The sequence below is a fragment of the Serratia sp. BW106 genome (assembly GCF_002607755.1).
Classification (GTDB): domain Bacteria; phylum Pseudomonadota; class Gammaproteobacteria; order Enterobacterales; family Enterobacteriaceae; genus Serratia; species Serratia proteamaculans.
This window is the reverse complement of record NZ_MCGS01000021.1, coordinates 120,238-135,913: the sequence shown is the minus strand read 5'-3', so window position 1 is coordinate 135,913 and position 15,676 is coordinate 120,238. Positions and strand designations below refer to the sequence as shown.

At 55.0% G+C, this 15,676-nt stretch carries 16 protein-coding genes; 12 read left to right on the top strand and 4 right to left on the bottom strand.

Annotated elements, in window-relative coordinates; all coding sequences use genetic code 11:
- The 3 genes from BEI65_RS15235 to BEI65_RS15225 all read left to right on the top strand — a co-directional run bounded on the left by BEI65_RS15235 (position 1) and on the right by BEI65_RS15225 (position 2,837).
- Positions 1 to 777: an HPr family phosphocarrier protein gene (locus tag BEI65_RS15235; protein ID WP_099064053.1), complete on the top strand. Its 777-nt coding sequence runs from the start codon at positions 1 to 3 to the stop codon at positions 775 to 777.
- 107 nt (positions 778 to 884) lie between these two features.
- Positions 885 to 2,255, top strand: coding sequence for a GntP family transporter (locus BEI65_RS15230; protein WP_099064052.1), 1,371 nt, complete (start codon positions 885 to 887; stop codon positions 2,253 to 2,255).
- A gap of 51 nt (positions 2,256 to 2,306) precedes the next feature.
- Complete coding sequence (locus tag BEI65_RS15225) at positions 2,307 to 2,837, top strand: GNAT family N-acetyltransferase (protein WP_099064051.1); 531 nt, start codon at positions 2,307 to 2,309, stop codon at positions 2,835 to 2,837.
- 9 nt (positions 2,838 to 2,846) lie between these two features.
- Here the strand turns inward: BEI65_RS15225 and BEI65_RS15220 are convergent, their stop codons facing one another.
- Positions 2,847 to 3,722, bottom strand: coding sequence for a LysR family transcriptional regulator (locus BEI65_RS15220; protein WP_099064050.1), 876 nt, complete (start codon positions 3,720 to 3,722; stop codon positions 2,847 to 2,849).
- Between the two features lie 93 nt (positions 3,723 to 3,815).
- Here BEI65_RS15220 and BEI65_RS15215 point away from each other — a divergent pair, with 93 nt between their 5' ends.
- Entirely contained in the window at positions 3,816 to 4,799 is a 984-nt protein-coding gene (locus BEI65_RS15215) for a nitrilase family protein (protein WP_099064049.1), read from the top strand.
- A 101-nt stretch (positions 4,800 to 4,900) separates the two neighbouring features.
- On the opposite strand, the gene ompX is transcribed toward BEI65_RS15215, so the two are convergent.
- On the bottom strand, positions 4,901 to 5,419 hold the full coding sequence (gene ompX / locus BEI65_RS15210) for an outer membrane protein OmpX (protein WP_012005917.1): 519 nt from the start codon (positions 5,417 to 5,419) through the stop codon (positions 4,901 to 4,903).
- Between the two features lie 398 nt (positions 5,420 to 5,817).
- Between ompX and rhtA the strand changes: the two genes are divergently transcribed.
- Both rhtA and nanQ read left to right on the top strand, forming a co-directional pair.
- On the top strand, positions 5,818 to 6,705 hold the full coding sequence (gene rhtA / locus BEI65_RS15205) for a threonine/homoserine exporter RhtA (protein WP_099064048.1): 888 nt from the start codon (positions 5,818 to 5,820) through the stop codon (positions 6,703 to 6,705).
- Positions 6,706 to 6,851: 146 nt separating this feature from the next.
- Positions 6,852 to 7,319 carry an N-acetylneuraminate anomerase gene (gene nanQ, locus BEI65_RS15200; RefSeq protein WP_099064047.1) on the top strand — a complete coding sequence of 156 codons (468 nt, stop codon included), beginning with the start codon at positions 6,852 to 6,854 and terminating at the stop codon, positions 7,317 to 7,319.
- 42 nt (positions 7,320 to 7,361) lie between these two features.
- Here the strand turns inward: nanQ and BEI65_RS15195 are convergent, their stop codons facing one another.
- A complete protein-coding gene (locus BEI65_RS15195) occupies positions 7,362 to 7,901 on the bottom strand; it encodes a shikimate kinase (protein WP_099064046.1) in 540 nt (179 codons plus the stop codon).
- A 362-nt stretch (positions 7,902 to 8,263) separates the two neighbouring features.
- Between BEI65_RS15195 and dps the strand changes: the two genes are divergently transcribed.
- The 6 genes from dps (at position 8,264) to ybiO (ending at position 14,149) form a co-directional block, all read left to right on the top strand.
- Complete coding sequence (gene dps, locus BEI65_RS15190) at positions 8,264 to 8,767, top strand: DNA starvation/stationary phase protection protein Dps (RefSeq protein WP_099064045.1); 504 nt, start codon at positions 8,264 to 8,266, stop codon at positions 8,765 to 8,767.
- A gap of 159 nt (positions 8,768 to 8,926) precedes the next feature.
- Positions 8,927 to 9,193, top strand: a complete 267-nt coding sequence (locus tag BEI65_RS15185) for a DksA/TraR family C4-type zinc finger protein (protein ID WP_099064186.1) — start codon at positions 8,927 to 8,929, stop codon at positions 9,191 to 9,193.
- 355 nt (positions 9,194 to 9,548) lie between these two features.
- Complete coding sequence (gene glnH / locus BEI65_RS15175; RefSeq protein WP_085115857.1) at positions 9,549 to 10,292, top strand: glutamine ABC transporter substrate-binding protein GlnH; 744 nt, start codon at positions 9,549 to 9,551, stop codon at positions 10,290 to 10,292.
- 105 nt (positions 10,293 to 10,397) lie between these two features.
- Positions 10,398 to 11,057: a glutamine ABC transporter permease GlnP gene (glnP, locus tag BEI65_RS15170; RefSeq protein WP_099064044.1), complete on the top strand. Its 660-nt coding sequence runs from the start codon at positions 10,398 to 10,400 to the stop codon at positions 11,055 to 11,057.
- A complete protein-coding gene (gene glnQ / locus BEI65_RS15165; protein ID WP_012005910.1) occupies positions 11,054 to 11,776 on the top strand; it encodes a glutamine ABC transporter ATP-binding protein GlnQ in 723 nt (240 codons plus the stop codon). The genes glnP and glnQ overlap by 4 nt, the downstream gene beginning before the upstream one ends.
- A gap of 153 nt (positions 11,777 to 11,929) precedes the next feature.
- Positions 11,930 to 14,149, top strand: a complete 2,220-nt coding sequence (ybiO, locus tag BEI65_RS15160) for a mechanosensitive channel protein (protein ID WP_099064043.1) — start codon at positions 11,930 to 11,932, stop codon at positions 14,147 to 14,149.
- 40 nt (positions 14,150 to 14,189) lie between these two features.
- Here the strand turns inward: ybiO and BEI65_RS15155 are convergent, their stop codons facing one another.
- Positions 14,190 to 15,494 (bottom strand): PAS domain-containing methyl-accepting chemotaxis protein, encoded by a 1,305-nt coding sequence (locus tag BEI65_RS15155; protein WP_099064042.1) that lies wholly within the window; start codon positions 15,492 to 15,494, stop codon positions 14,190 to 14,192.
- Between the last annotated feature and the right edge of the window lie 182 nt (positions 15,495 to 15,676).

Below are 15,676 nucleotides of genomic sequence, written 5' to 3'. Positions count from 1 at the left end.
ATGCCTAAATTTGCTGCCAATTTATCGATGATGTTTACCGAACTGCCGTTCCTGGAGCGGTTCGAGGCCGCAGCCGCCGCAGGGTTTAGCGCGGTGGAGTTTCTGTTCCCCTATGACTATCCGGCCGAGCTGTTGGCTGAAAAGTTGCGCCATAACGGCCTGCAGCAGGTGCTGTTCAATACCGCGCCCGGCAATGCCGATGCCGGTGAATGGGGGCTGACGGCCGTACCTGGCCGCGAACAGGCTGCACGGGCCGATATCGACCGCGCGCTGGCTTACGCTATCGCGCTGAACTGCCCCAGCGTACACGTCATGGCCGGTGTGGTGCCGCCTGGCGAAGACGGGCAGCGCTACCGCGATACCTTTATCAGCAATATCCGCTACGCCGCCGACAGCTTCGCCAAACACGGTATCAAGGTGCTGATCGAAGCGCTCAGCCCGCAGGTAAAGCCCAACTATCTGTTCTCCAGCCAGCATCAGGCAGCAAAACTGGTCGAAGCCGTCGATCGCCCGAACGTCTTTATCCAGTTCGATTTTTTCCATGCGCAGTTGGTAGACGGCAATATCAGCGGCCTGATGACCGCACTGGCCGGGCGCTACGCCCATATTCAGATCGCCTCGGTACCGGATCGCCATGAACCGGACGACGGCGAACTGAATTATCCCTGGCTGTTCGCCCAACTGGACCGCCTCGGTTATAGCGGCTGGATTGGTTGTGAGTACAAACCCCGGGGCGATACCCGCGCCGGACTGGGTTGGATAAGGCCTTACCTGTAACGGACTAACCAACCCAACCTGCACAGCAACAACATAAAAATTAAACGCACCCGTATCGCCAACCGGCGATCGCGGTGCCTGACTCTTACCCGATTAAAGGCTATCCCATGTCGACTTCTATGCTTTTGATGATTGCCGTATTAGGTGTAGTGCTGCTCCTGCTGATGGTGATCAAAGCCAAGATCCAGCCGTTTGTCGCCTTGCTGGTGGTCAGCCTGCTGGTGGCGCTGGCCAGTGGCATTCCGACCGGTGAAGTGATGAAAGTGATGACCGCCGGGATGGGCGGCGTGCTGGGCTCGGTGACCATCATCATCGGTCTGGGCGCCATGCTCGGCAGAATGATCGAGCATTCCGGCGGTGCCGAGTCGCTGGCCCAGCGCTTCAGCAAGGCGTTAGGGCCGAAACGTACCGTGGCTGCACTGACCATCGCCGCGTTTATTCTCGGCATTCCGGTGTTCTTCGACGTCGGCTTTATCATCCTGGCACCGATCATCTATGGCTTTGCCAAGGTGGCCAAGGTTTCACCGCTGAAATTTGGCCTGCCAATGGCCGGTGTGATGCTGACGGTACACGTCGCACTGCCGCCGCACCCTGGCCCGGTGGCCGCTGCCGGGTTACTGAACGCCGACATTGGCTGGCTGACCATTATTGGCCTGGCGATCTGTATTCCGGTCGGCGTTATCGGCTACTTCACAGCCAAATGGCTGAACCGTAAGGCTTACCCGTTATCGATTGAAGTGCTGGAACAGTTGCAGCTGGCAGCGCCAGAACCGGCCCCGGAAGGCAAAGCGCCGTTAAGCGATCGCATTAATCCACCCGGTGCCTGGCTGGTGGCCGCACTGATCGTCATTCCCATCGCGATTATTATGCTGGGCACCGTTTCCGCCACCTTGCTTGAGCCAGGTTCAGCGCTGCGCGACACGCTATCGTTGATCGGTTCCCCAGCGGTAGCACTGATGATCGCCCTGCTGTTGGCGTTCTATTTCCTGGCGATTCGTCGTGGCTGGAGCCTGCAACACACCAGCGACGTGATGGGTGGCGCGCTGCCCACTGCCGCCGTGGTGATCCTGGTGACCGGTGCCGGTGGGGTGTTCGGCAAAGTGCTGGTTGAATCGGGCGTGGGCAAGGCATTGGCGGACGTTTTGACCACCATCGGCCTGCCGTTGATCCCGGCGGCATTTATCATCTCGCTGGCCCTGCGTGCCTCACAAGGGTCCGCCACCGTGGCGATCCTGACGACCGGCGGCTTATTGTCGGAAGCGGTCAGTGGACTGAATCATCTGCAACTGGTGTTGGTGACTCTCGCTACCTGCTTTGGCGGGCTGGGGTTATCGCACGTAAATGATTCCGGCTTCTGGATCGTCACCAAATACCTCGGTCTTTCAGTGGCTGATGGCCTGAAAACCTGGACGGTGCTGACCACTATCCTCGGCCTCAGTGGCTTCCTGTTCACCTGGTTGCTGTGGCTGGCGGTGTAATTTCTCTGGCATACTGCACAGAACCTTTTGGCTCTGTGCAGGAAAAAAATAATGACCCTTATCACCACCGCCCCGCAGTTGCTCACCGAACGTTTACGCCTGGATGCCCACACGCTGGACGACTTTGATTCATTGGCCGCCATGTGGGCCGATCCTGAAGTGGTGCGCTATATCGGCGGCACGCCGAGAGACCGGGAAGACTCCTGGGGCCGCCTGATGCGTTACGTGGGTCACTGGGCGCTGTTAGGGTATGGCTATTGGGCCGTGCGCGATAAAGTCAGCGGCGCTTACCTCGGCGGCATCGGTTTTTCCGACTTCCAACGCCATATCACCCCGGCGCTCGACGCCCCAGAGATGGGCTGGACGCTGGTGACATCGGCGCAGGGCAAAGGCTATGCCACCGAAGCGCTGCGGGCGGCTTTGGCCTGGGGGAAAGAGCATTTACCGGGTGATAAGACGGTCTGCATTATTTCACCGGAAAACCAGCCTTCAGTGGCGCTGGCGAAGAAGGTCGGTTTTAGCGAAAGCCGCCGCAGCGAGTACCATCAAAGCCCTATTCTGGTGATGCATTGCCCGCTGTAAGCCGGGGTATTAACTCACCGACGCCGTAGCCAGCGCAACCTGGATAAAATTATCCCGCAGTGCGTCAGCCTGCTGCGGGTTCCAGGCAATACCGACTTGCCACTCAGTCTGTTCGCCGCTCAGCGGCAGAATATCGATGCCCGCCGGGGCAATATGGCTGACGCTGTGCGGCAACAGGGCAACGCCAATGCCGGCGGCGACCAGCGCCAGCAGCGTCTGGATATCCCCGGCCTGTTGCACTACGTTGGGTGTCAGTTGATGGGCAGCAATAAAGCGCAGCGACTGTTCGCTCAAACCGCGTCCGCGTTTCGGCGTCAACTGCAGCAGCGGCAGAGTATTGAATTGCCCGATGATCGTTTCCGCCTTCAGCGCCAACGCGGCGGGGGCGGCCAGCACCAAGTGATCGCTCAGCAGCGCGGCGGCCCGTAGCGGCGTGCTGACCGGTAGCCGTACGAACCCCACCTGCAACTCACCCTGCAATAACAATTGATACTGCCGCTCCGAAGGCAGATCCTCCAGCCCCACGGCAACCTCAGGAAAACGTTGGCGGAAGGCAGCAACCAGCTGCGGTGCCAGGTGAAAACTGGACAGCCCGAACCCCATCGCCAACCGCCCCGCTTCCCCTTGCACGATCTGCAAGGCGCGCTGTTGAAACTGCAGGTGCTGGCCAACCAGCGTCTGGGCTTCGGGATAAAGCCGCTGTCCGCTGGCGGTGAGTTGTGCTCCCTGGCGGCCACGGTTAAACAAGCGGGCACCAAGCAGCGCTTCCAGCGCCTGGATCTGTTTGCTCAGCGCCGGCTGGGTGATACACAGCCGCTCCGCCGCCAGGCGATAATTACCCTGTTCAGCCAGCACCACAAAGGCGCGTAGTTGTCGAATATCCATTCCGTTTAGTTATCAAATAAGGAATTTAATTGATTATACAGTAATCAATAGCTTTGCTGTAATCAACGCCAGACAACAGCCAAAGGTGATCCCATGACAAGCTCTCTGCGTGCCGCAACGGTGCAGTTTCAGCATCGCGCCAACGATAAAAACTACAACCTGTCGGTGATTGAGGGCTTTATCGCCCGCGCCGCCACCGAACAAATCCAAGTGCTGACCTTCCCGGAGATGTGCATTACCGGCTATTGGCACGTTCGACACCTCAGCGCCGGCGAAATTGGCGCACTGGCGGAACCGATAGCCGCCAGCCCTTCACTGGCGCGTATTCGTCCGCTGGCGGAGCGCTATAACATGGCGATCGGTGTTGGGCTGATTGAACAGGGTGAAGACGGAAAATATTACAATGCCTACGCTGTTTGCCTGCCCGACGGCAAACTTCACGTGCACCGTAAACTGCACGCCTTTGAGCACCCGGCGATAGCCAGTGGCGACAGTTTCACCGTGTTTGATACCCCATGGGGTGTGCGGATGGGAGTATTAATCTGTTGGGACAATAACCTGGTGGAAAACGTGCGGGCAACCGCACTGCTGGGGGCGGAGGTGCTACTGGCACCGCATCAAACGGGGGGAACGCATTCACGTAGCCCGCACGGCATGAAGCCGATCCCGCTGGAAATCTGGCAACGTCGGCAGGAAAACCCGGCGGCAATTGAGGCGGCGTTTCGAGGCGAACATGGCCGCGGCTGGCTGTTGCGCTGGCTACCGGCACGCGCACATGACAATGGTTTGTTCGTTTTATTCAGTAACGGCGTAGGGCGTGATGACGATGAGGTGCGAACCGGCAACGCGATGATCCTCGACCCTTACGGCCGTATTCTGGCGGAAACCTGGGCGGCAGAAAATCAGATGGTCACGGCCGAACTTGACCTGTCGCTGATCCCACTCAGCACCGGACGCCGCTGGATCCACGGCCGCCGACCGGCACTATACGGTATTCTTACCCAGCCGCAGGGTTATGAACGAGATGCCCGCAGCGCGCGCTTTTCGTCAGAGCCGGGGCAAAAGTTGGGCAAGTGAAGGTTGCTGAATAACAGGCAAAAAAAATCCGCCCGAAGGCGGATTTTTATCTGATGCGGCTAACTGCGCCACATGCTCACGCCCGCAGGCGTGGAGAAATCTTAGAAACGGTAGCCTACGCCAACGCTCCAGATACCAACGTCAACACTGCGGATACGGCTCTGCTCGTAACCTACATCCAGAGCAACGTCCTGGATTGGGTTGAACTGCAGGCCAGCACCGTAGGTGAAGCCGTAGTCGCTGCTGCCGTTACGGTCGGAACCGTTCTGAGCATTGTCGATGTTTTTGCCGTAGCCAACACCAACCACACCGTAGATGCTTGCCCAGTCATTGAAGCGGTAAGCTGGACCGGCAGTGATAGAGTTGTACTGAGCTTTACCGTAGTAACCGTTCTCAGAACCGTTCTTTTCCACGTGGGTAAAGGAACCGATCACACCCAGTGGGTTGTTGTCGAATTCGTAACGGTACTTCAGGTTGAAACCGTCGGCCTTGTTAGCAACGCCTTGGAGATCACCCTGCGCATAACCAGCAGAAACGGTGCTCTGGCCAGCGAATGCGGTACCTGCGGTTACTGCTAATACACAGGCTGCTACTGCGGAAAGACATGCAATTTTTTTCATAACCACCTCAAACGCGTTATATTTTTAAGTAAATCCATTTGTTCATGCTTTGAAAATATAGCAAAAATTAGCGTGAAACTCTGCCTTAAAATGAGTGTCTAATGCTTTATATCGTGTAACATTAGATTTCAAGAACAGTGTATCTTCTTCTTTTCGCTCTATTTTCGAGCCGCATTCTACGCGTTTCTGTGACAACAATCACCTATTTAATATCCAGATGATTCTTAAAAAAAGCGCATTTTTTGAGCATAAAAACCAGATCACTGCCCTGAAGCTGGCACTTTTCTCCGCTGCATAAGCTTTTCTCAGACACATTTACCTCATTTCATTTACACTGCCGTCATCCAAAAAACGACAGTCTTCCCAGGTTATGGGAAACGCATAAAAGGCTCTAAAGGATGTCCTCGTCTGCAACCACTAAAGCGTCCTCCACGCTGGTGCCTATCTGTTTATTGATTATTGCCATGGTATCGATCCAGACCGGTGCCTCGCTGGCCAAAAGCCTGTTCCCGCTGGTCGGTGCTGAAGGTATCACCACACTGCGCCTGAGTATCGGTACGCTGATCCTGTTTATTATCTTCCGTCCGTGGCGCATGCGCTTCGCCGCCGGCAGCCGTTTGCCGCTGTTTATCTACGGCCTGGCGCTGGGGGCGATGAACTACCTGTTCTATCTTTCTTTGCGTACCCTACCGCTAGGCATCGCCGTCGCACTGGAATTCACCGGGCCGTTGGCGGTCGCCATGTTCTCGTCACGCCGCCCAATAGACTTCTTGTGGGTCGCATTGGCGATCGCCGGCTTGTGGTTCCTGTTGCCTCTGAGCCATGACATGGGCAGCATCGATCCCTTTGGGGCGGCCTGCGCGCTGGGTGCCGGTGCCTGTTGGGCGGTCTATATTATCTGCGGCCAAAAAGCCGGCGGCGACCACGGGCCAGGCACCGTGGCGGTCGGTTCGCTGATTGCCGCCGTGGTATTCTGCCCGATTGGTGCCTGGCAAGCCGGTAGCGCCCTGCTGAATATTGATATCCTGCCCGTCGCACTGGCGGTGGCCATTTTGTCTACCGCACTGCCCTACTCATTAGAAATTATCGCTCTGCCGAAAATTCCGGCGCGGACCTTCGGCACCCTGATGAGCCTTGAGCCGGCGCTGGCGGCGCTTTCCGGCATGCTGTTCCTTAATGAACACCTGACCACGGTGCAATGGCTGGCACTGGCAGCGATCATCGCAGCCTCCATGGGTGCCACCCTGACCATCAAGCCAAAACCACAAATCGAAAATCTGTCCTGAGGATCGGTAACGCCTGCATTTGCCAAAAGCGGAATGCAGGCGGGTTAACTGTTTTCATACTGGCAAACAGGCATACTTTTCCGCGCAGTACCCCCCACGTTTTTATGGAACCGGACCCGGCAGGGTTCACCACATGGAGAATTAAAGTGATTTATAACACTCTGTTTAACCCACGCTATGGCCGTGGGCTGTCACCGATACTGATCGAAACTCTCACCACCCTTCGTCAATACGATCTGCCTGAGCTGGCGCTCGGGCGGCATGAGATCGACGGTGAAAAGATCTTTATGGACGTGATGACGCTAACCACCGGGTTGGCGGAAACCCGGCGCGCAGAGCTGCATCAGGAATATGCCGATATCCATCTGTTAATCAGCGGTGAAGAACGTATTGATTACGGCATGCCGGGTGACTGGCAAAGCGAATTGCCCTATGACGAAGTTCAGGATTTGCAGCTGTTGGATATCCACCGCCATCGTCAGACGCTGACGATGTTTCCCGGCATGTACGCCATATTTTTCCCCCATGAGCCGCATCAAATCGGTTGTCAGTTGAACGCGCCGATGCTGATCAAAATAGCGGTGATGAAAGTGCATTACACCCTGTTGCTGTAAACAGCCAGCCGGTCGAAATGGCCGGCTTTCTCGTGGCACGCTTTAATGCCGGGACAAATCGCGAATAAACTCACTGGTTTGCCCAGGTGAGCGCAGCCGGATAAAGCGGATATGCTGATAGCGGGGATTGCTCATGTCAGCCAGATAGCCGACCCGGTTTTTACGGTAGGTCTTGAGGGTCCACAGCACAATTGAATCGCGGCTGAAAAAAGAACGGCGGAAACTTTCACGATTGCCGGTGCCCGCCCACAACTCGGTACCGGACCATGCACGTGTGGCGGCACGCCGCACTGCCTGAAACAGCGTACGGCAGAAACCATAATCCACCCACACCACCCAATCGACGCCATTCCACTTGACCGCTTTGGTTCGGCTATAGTTGCCGTCAAGCACCCAGCCGCTTTCCGCCTCGGCCAGTACCTCTGCGACTCGCACCAAGAACACATCATCGGGTGTGCCTTGCCAATCTGACCGCCAAAACAGCTTGTCCAACTCGATATGGGGCAACGCAAGTGTTTGCGCCAACTGACGTGCCAGGGTGCTTTTGCCACTGCCACTGGTTCCAACGACGTTGATTTTCATTGGCATCGGGTTCTGAAATAAGGGCAGAATATCTTAGCGGAGATGTCATTGGCCTATCAATATGAATTAACGGCTATTTCTACAATTGACCTTTAAATTTAAAGCACAGCTTCATCCGATTGAAACAATAATAAGGATGATAATAAAATCGGTTTATAAAATATTACAAAAGGAAATAAAAAATTAAATTAAAATTCAATCAGTTAAATTTAACCCAATCACTCTACGCCTGTTAAATCACATTTTCAATTCGTTACTCCCTATTTATCCAATAGCCATTTTCGTCCTGCAAAAATCCCTGTCATTGCTATAATTATTCCCGAACCAAAATAGGACAATGCCACAACAAGAGGAGATCTGATATGAGTACCGCTAAACTGGTGAAAACGAAATCTTCTGAGCTGCTTTACACTCGCAATGACATGGACGAAAAAACCAAGCTGGACGCCATCAAGGCGCTGAACCGTCAGGTTATCCAGTTTATCGACCTGTCACTGATCACCAAACAGGCCCACTGGAACATGCGTGGCGCTAACTTTATTGCCGTTCATGAGATGCTGGACGGGTTCCGTACGGCGATTATCGATCATCAGGATACTTTTGCCGAGCGCATCGTGCAGTTGGGTGGCGTCGCCTTGGGCACCGTGCAGGTAGTGAACGATAAAACCCCGCTGAAAAGCTATCCGACCAATATCCATAGCGTACAGGAACACCTGAAAGCGCTGGCCGATCGTTACGGTGCGGTGGCCAATGACATTCGCAAGGCCATCACTGAAGTGGAAGATGAAGATACGGCGGATATGTTCACCGCGGCATCCCGCGATCTGGACAAATTCCTGTGGTTTATCGAATCCAACATCGAATAAACCCTGCTAAAAGCAATCAAAACGGCCCGCATCGCGGGACTGAACAGGCTGCGGGCTTTGCCCCAGCCTGTTTTTCTTTTTGCGCGGCTTGAATTGCTCAAAAAACCGCCCATAGTAGATAAATCAGACGGCGGGCGGCGCCACAACAGTGAGGTGACCATGGCAAGCGGATGGGCGGCAGAAGGTGCCGTGCAAGATCAAATCGATTCCACCGTGGATGATGCCGTACAGCGTGCCAGACAGGCGCTGGGCCACGGCGAAAGTGAGCATTATTGTCAGGAGTGCGGGGAAGAAATTCCTTTGGCGCGTCGGCAAGCGCTGCAAGGCGTGCGCTATTGCCTGGCCTGCCAAACCGAGCTGGATAAAAAACAGGCGGCTAGCAGCTTATATAACCGCCGCGGCAGCAAAGACAGCCAACTGCGTTAAGCTGATGGGCTAAAAGCCTTTCCGCCCTTTTTGACTGAACATTCCTGCACCAGATGCAACACCCTTGCTGCACAAAAGTTAGAGTTAGTTATCAGTATTGAAGCGAAATGGTTAACTATCGGTTGTTTCAGCACCATTATTTGGTTAATGATAGACGACTGCACCAACAGGTCACTCAAAGCACTATTTTGGGGCCCCAATAAAGTGCATAAAAATAATAATTCGATCTTCAAACACAACATCATAGCCTAACTCTTTGTTTTTATAGTAGTTGAAAACATGGCACGATTTTTTCATGGCACCAACTGCAATATAAAAAATGGGTAATCCGCAACCTGTACAGGAAATTCCTCTCATGAAGTCAATTTTTAAAGTCTCCCTGGCCGCACTTTCGTTGGCCTTTGCCGTAAGCTCCCACGCAGCAGACAAACTGGTCGTCGCCACCGACACCGCATTCGTTCCTTTTGAGTTTAAGCAAGGCGACAAATATGTCGGCTTCGATATCGACCTGTGGGCCGCTATCGCCAAAGAACTGAAACTGGATTACACCCTGAAACCAATGGACTTCAGCGGTATCATCCCGGCACTGCAAACCAAAAACATCGATCTGGCGCTGGCCGGTATTACCATTACCGAAGAACGTAAAAAGGCCATCGAGTTCTCCGACGGCTACTACAAAAGCGGCCTGCTGGTGATGGTGAATGCCAACGACAACAGCATCAAGGGCATTGACGACCTGAACGGTAAAGTGGTGGCGGTGAAGAGCGGCACCGGTTCCGTTGATTACGCCAAACAACACATCAAAACCAAAGACCTGCGTCAGTTCCCGAACATCGATAACGCCTATATGGAACTGGGCACCAAGCGCGCTGACGCGGTACTGCACGACACGCCAAATATCTTGTACTTCATCAAGACTGCCGGCGCCGGCAAATTCAAAACCGTCGGTGAATCACTGGAAGCCCAGCAATACGGCATCGCCTTCCCTAAAGGCAGTGACGAGCTGCGTGTGAAGGTCAATGGCGCGCTGAAAACGCTGCGCGACAACGGGACCTACAACGAAATCTACAAAAAATGGTTCGGTACCGAACCTAAATAACGGATGAAGTCAGTCACTGATTCACTTGAGCACAGGGGTGGTGTCTTAACCCCTGCGCTTTGTTGTATCTGATTCCCACGTTTGGGATCACCGGGAGAAAACACCATGCAGTTCGACTGGAGCGCCATCTGGCCCGCCATCCCCATCCTGTTAGAAGGCGCCAAAATGACCCTGTGGATTTCGGTCCTCGGTCTGATTGGCGGCCTGATCATTGGCCTGGTGGCCGGCTTTGCCCGAACCTACGGCGGTTGGATTGCCAACCACGTGGCTCTGGTATTCATTGAAGTTATCCGTGGCACGCCGATCGTGGTGCAGGTGATGTTTATCTACTTCGCCCTGCCGATGGCGTTCAACGATTTACGCATTGACCCGTTCAGCGCAGCGGTGGTCACCATTATGATCAACTCCGGTGCCTATATTGCGGAAATTACCCGTGGCGCCGTGCTGTCAATTCATAGCGGTTTCCGTGAAGCAGGCCTGGCACTGGGCCTGTCACGCCGCGAAACCATCCGCTATGTCATCATGCCGTTGGCGCTGCGCCGCATGCTGCCACCGCTGGGTAACCAGTGGATCATCAGCATTAAAGACACCTCGCTGTTTATCGTGATCGGCGTGGCGGAACTGACCCGTCAGGGCCAGGAGATTATTGCCGGTAACTTCCGCGCGCTGGAAATCTGGAGCGCCGTGGCGGTTATTTATCTGATTATTACTCTGGTGCTGAGCTTCGTGCTGCGTCGTCTGGAAAGAAGGATGAAAATCCTGTGATTGAATTTAAAAACGTCTCCAAGCATTTTGGGCAAACCCAGGTGCTGCACAATATCGACCTGAAAATTAACCAGGGTGAAGTGGTAGTGATTATCGGGCCTTCCGGCTCCGGCAAATCCACACTGCTGCGCTGCATCAACAAGCTGGAAGAGATCACCAGCGGCGATCTGATCGTCGACGGGCTGAAAGCTAACGATCCCAAGGTTGACGATCGGCTGATCCGTCAGGAAGCCGGCATGGTGTTCCAACAGTTCTACCTGTTCCCACACCTGACCGCGCTGGAAAACGTCGCCTTTGGCCCCATTCGCGTGCGTGGACTGAAAAAGTCGGATGCGGAAAAGCTGGCACGTGACCTGCTGGCCAAAGTGGGCCTGGCTGAGCGTGCGCACCACTATCCTTCAGAGCTTTCCGGCGGCCAACAGCAGCGCGTGGCTATCGCCCGTGCGCTGGCGGTGAAGCCGAAAATGATGCTGTTCGATGAACCGACCTCCGCGCTTGACCCGGAACTGCGCCATGAAGTGCTGAAGGTGATGCAGGATCTGGCGGAAGAAGGCATGACCATGGTGATTGTCACCCACGAAGTCGGCTTTGCCGAAAAAGTGGCGTCACGTCTGATCTTTATCGATAAGGGACGGATTGCGGAAGACGGCAATCCTCATGAGTTGATCAACAACCCGCCAAGCCCACGCTTGAAAGAGTTCCTGCAGCACGTTTCCTGATTTATCCTGTTCAACGGCGGGCGTACTCTGCGCCCGCCGTTTCTATTTAGCACGCGTTCCCACTCCCCGCCTCGTATCATTTCCTACTATATTGCTTGTTTTTATTAACATTTGTATCAATCCGCCGATTTACAGAGCCCCAAGAGAGGATAAATGCCCGCAACCGCATGCTCCCGATTCGGTTCTCATCTGCGAGAACGTTGGTTCCCCCTGCTACTGCTGCTGGTCACCTGCACCGCTTCCCCGTTGGCGATGGCGCAACCCGCGCAGAATACCGCGGCCAGCGACCAGACCGACCAGCAAAAGGCTTCCTACACCGCACTGGCTGATATTCTGCAGGACGACAAAGCCCGCGCCACGCTGATCGACCACCTCAGACAGGCGGCAGATGAATCGCCCAAGACCCAGACGAAACCCGCCGCGTCAGAAACGCCCGAGTCGCTGAGCGACAACCTGAGCAGTTTGGCGCAAGGGGGCATCAGCACGGTCAACCAGCGGTTAAACTCGCTGCAAAAGCTGATCGACTCCGGACCCAAACGCACCTTTAATCCCGACAGTTTTTTCCGAGCCTTGGGTTATTTTCTGCTGACGGTCGCGGCCACCTTCGCCCTGTTCCATCTGATCCGGCGGCTGATCCGCCCGCTGTACAAGCGGATGGGTAGCTGGGGCCACAACGCCAAACTGCAGCAGGGGCCTTGGTATAAGCTGCCAACGGCGATCCTCGGGGCCTTCGCCGTCGATCTGCTGGTACTGGTACTGGCACTGGCTGCGGGTAACCTGTTTGCCCGCCATGTTAATGCCGACAGCGCGACTATCCTGCGCTTGCAAACTCTGTTTCTCAGCGCCTTCGCGGTTATCGAATTCTTCAAAGCCGTGTTGCGACTGATTTTTTCGCCTGACTTTGATTATCTGCGTCCCTTTGCATTTAGCGATGCCAGCGCCCATTACTGGAACAAACGCCTCGCCTGGCTTAGCGGCCTGATTGGTTACGGCCTGATGGTGGTGGTGCCGGTGGTCGCGACACAAATCAGCTACCCGGCGGCGGCAGCGGCTAACCTGGCGATCATGCTGGCGCTGACGCTATATGCAGTGGCGCTGATCCTGCGTAATCGCAAACCGATACAACAACAGATTAACCTGCTGGCAGAACGATCCATGGCATTCTTCAGCATCATTCTGCGTGGGCTGGGCCATGTCTGGCACCTGCTGGCCATCGCTTATTTCCTGGTGTTATTTGCGCTGTCACAGTTTGATATCGGTAACAGCCTGCGCTTTATGATGACCGCAACGGTGAAAAGTCTGGTGGTTATCGGCGTCGGTGCTTTGCTTTCCGGCATGCTGACCCGTTGGATTTTCCGTCGCATTTCACTGCCGGATGACGTCAACCGGCGCTACCCGATGCTGGAGCGGCGCATTAATTCTTATATCCCCAATGGCTTGAAGATACTGCGGGTGATGGTGGTGCTGGCGGTAACACTGCTGTTGTTTGACGCCTGGCACCTGATCAATCTGTATCAGTGGGCCGGTAGCGAGAACGGCGAAAAAATCATTGGTGGACTGGTACATATCCTGCTGATTATGGTGGTCGCCGTCTTCAGCTGGACGCTGATGGCCAGCATTATCGAACACCGGCTGGCGTTGGAACTGAATAATGGCATCCGCCCAAGCGCGCGTGAACGCACCTTGCTGACGCTGTTTCGCAACGTGCTGGCCATCGTGATCAGTACCATTACCATCATGATTGTGCTGTCACAGGTAGGGATTAACATTGCGCCCCTGTTGGCCGGTGCCGGGGCTCTGGGCCTGGCCATCAGCTTTGGTGCGCAAACGCTGGTGAAAGACGTGATCACCGGCGTCTTCATCCAGTTCGAGAACGGCATGAATACCGGCGAATATGTCACCGTCAGTGGCATTACCGGCACGGTGGAACGCATGACCATCCGTTCGATCGGCCTGCGGGACGACTACGGTGTGTATCACATCGTGCCCTTCTCTTCTATCACCACGCTGGCCAACTATGCCCGCGAATTTGGCGTATATCGCGCCAACTACAGCGTGAGCCGTGATGAAGACATAGACCATGTTCATGAGGTACTGCATCAGGCGGTAGACGCGCTGAAACAGGACGAGCAGGTGAAGCACTTCCTGGTGGGTGAACCGGTATTCAATGGCGTGGTGGCACTGGGTGACCGTTCCTTCACCACCCGGGTGACCGTGCGTACCCAGGCGCTGAAACAATGGGTGGTGCAGTATGCGCTCGACCGTCTGGTAAAAATGCATTTTGACCAGGCCGATATCGCCATGCCACAGCAGGCCATGCAGCTTTCATATGCTCCGGGCTCGCAAGAGTCGGCAACCAAACAAGCTGAGTGAAAAAAGACGCTAGCCCCGGCAGGAGTTAGCGTCACAAGTCTCAGTGCAGTGCCTCGGTCTGTTTCACCGAAGCAAATGTCTGCATCAGCCTGACCACATCCTGCATGCCAACATTCACCTGATTGATCACTTCCCCGGCATCATGCGTCAGCGCTACGCCGCCACCCGCCTGTTCCACGCACACCGCCATTCCGGCAATCGCCGCCGTCACGCCCTGTTGAATCGCTTTGGTGATGCGCTCAATTTCGGTTGCCGCCTGACGAGACTGCTCTGCCAGAGTACGCACCTCGTTAGCGACCACGGCAAACCCTCGCCCGTGCTCCCCCGCATGTGCCGCCTCGATAGAGGCATTAATTGCCAGCAGATTGGTCTGGGCGGCAATTTTACGGATCGCCTCCACCATGGTGCCTATCTGTTGCGAGCCGTTACCCAGTTCGCTAACCACCGCCGAAGTATCCCGCGCAGCCGCTTCCACCTGCTGCATGCCGGCCACCGCCTGCTGCACGATCACCGCCCCCTGCGCAGCGGTCCGGTCGGTATCCAGGGAAAGATGATGCGCATTACGTACCATCTCTTCCTCGTGCTGTTGCTGAATCATCAATTGGGTGATGTCCTGAGCGATCTTCACCACTTTCACCAACCGCCCTTCCTCGTCGAGGATCGGGTTATAGCTGGCTTCCAGCCAGACCCGTTCCCCGCGACGGTTTACGCGTTCAAAGCGCCCGGTGATAAATTCGCCACGCGCAAGACGCTGCCAGTGTTGGCGATAATCGTCGGAGGCGGCAAACTCCGGCGGGCAAAGCACTGCATGCGACTGCCCGCGCGCTTCCTCCAGCCGATAGCCCATTAAATTCAACATATTGTCATTAGCATCGAGGATCTTTCCCTGTGCGTTGAAAGTGATCATCGCCATGGATCTATTTAGCGCGGCCAATAAACTCTGATGTTCCTGCGCCTGGGTAATACGCTCTGTCACCACGCTGGCGATCTTGACGATCTCCACCACCCGCCCCTGCTTGTTCAAAACCGGAGTATAGGTCCCCTGCAACCATACGGTTTCACCGTCTTTGCAAATCCGTTTTATATTGTCGGTGATAGGTTTGCCATGATTTAGCATATCCCAGTGTTTACGATACGCCGTACTCTCGGCGTATTGTGGATCGCAGAAAATACGGTGATGTTGACCGAGCACTTCCTGACGCTGGAATTTCATGGTCTGCAAAAATAAGTCGTTGACGCGCAGCACGGTACCATCCGGATTAAAGACAATCATGGCAACGGCATTTTCTATCGCGTTTAGCTCCGCGCGGCTGTGGGGATTTAACTGACTGAATCGTAACAGCATAGGGTGAAGATCCTTCTGGCAGATGATTTAGCGAACAAATGCTTTTCATTTTATTTTTCTGCACGCCGCGCCCACACGCAGGCGCGCATCAGCCGGAGAAACGGGCAGGCCTTATTCTCCAGACAGATAACGCTAACCGGGGTAAATATATCAATTTAGCAAGGTGACTATTATTTTTTTAA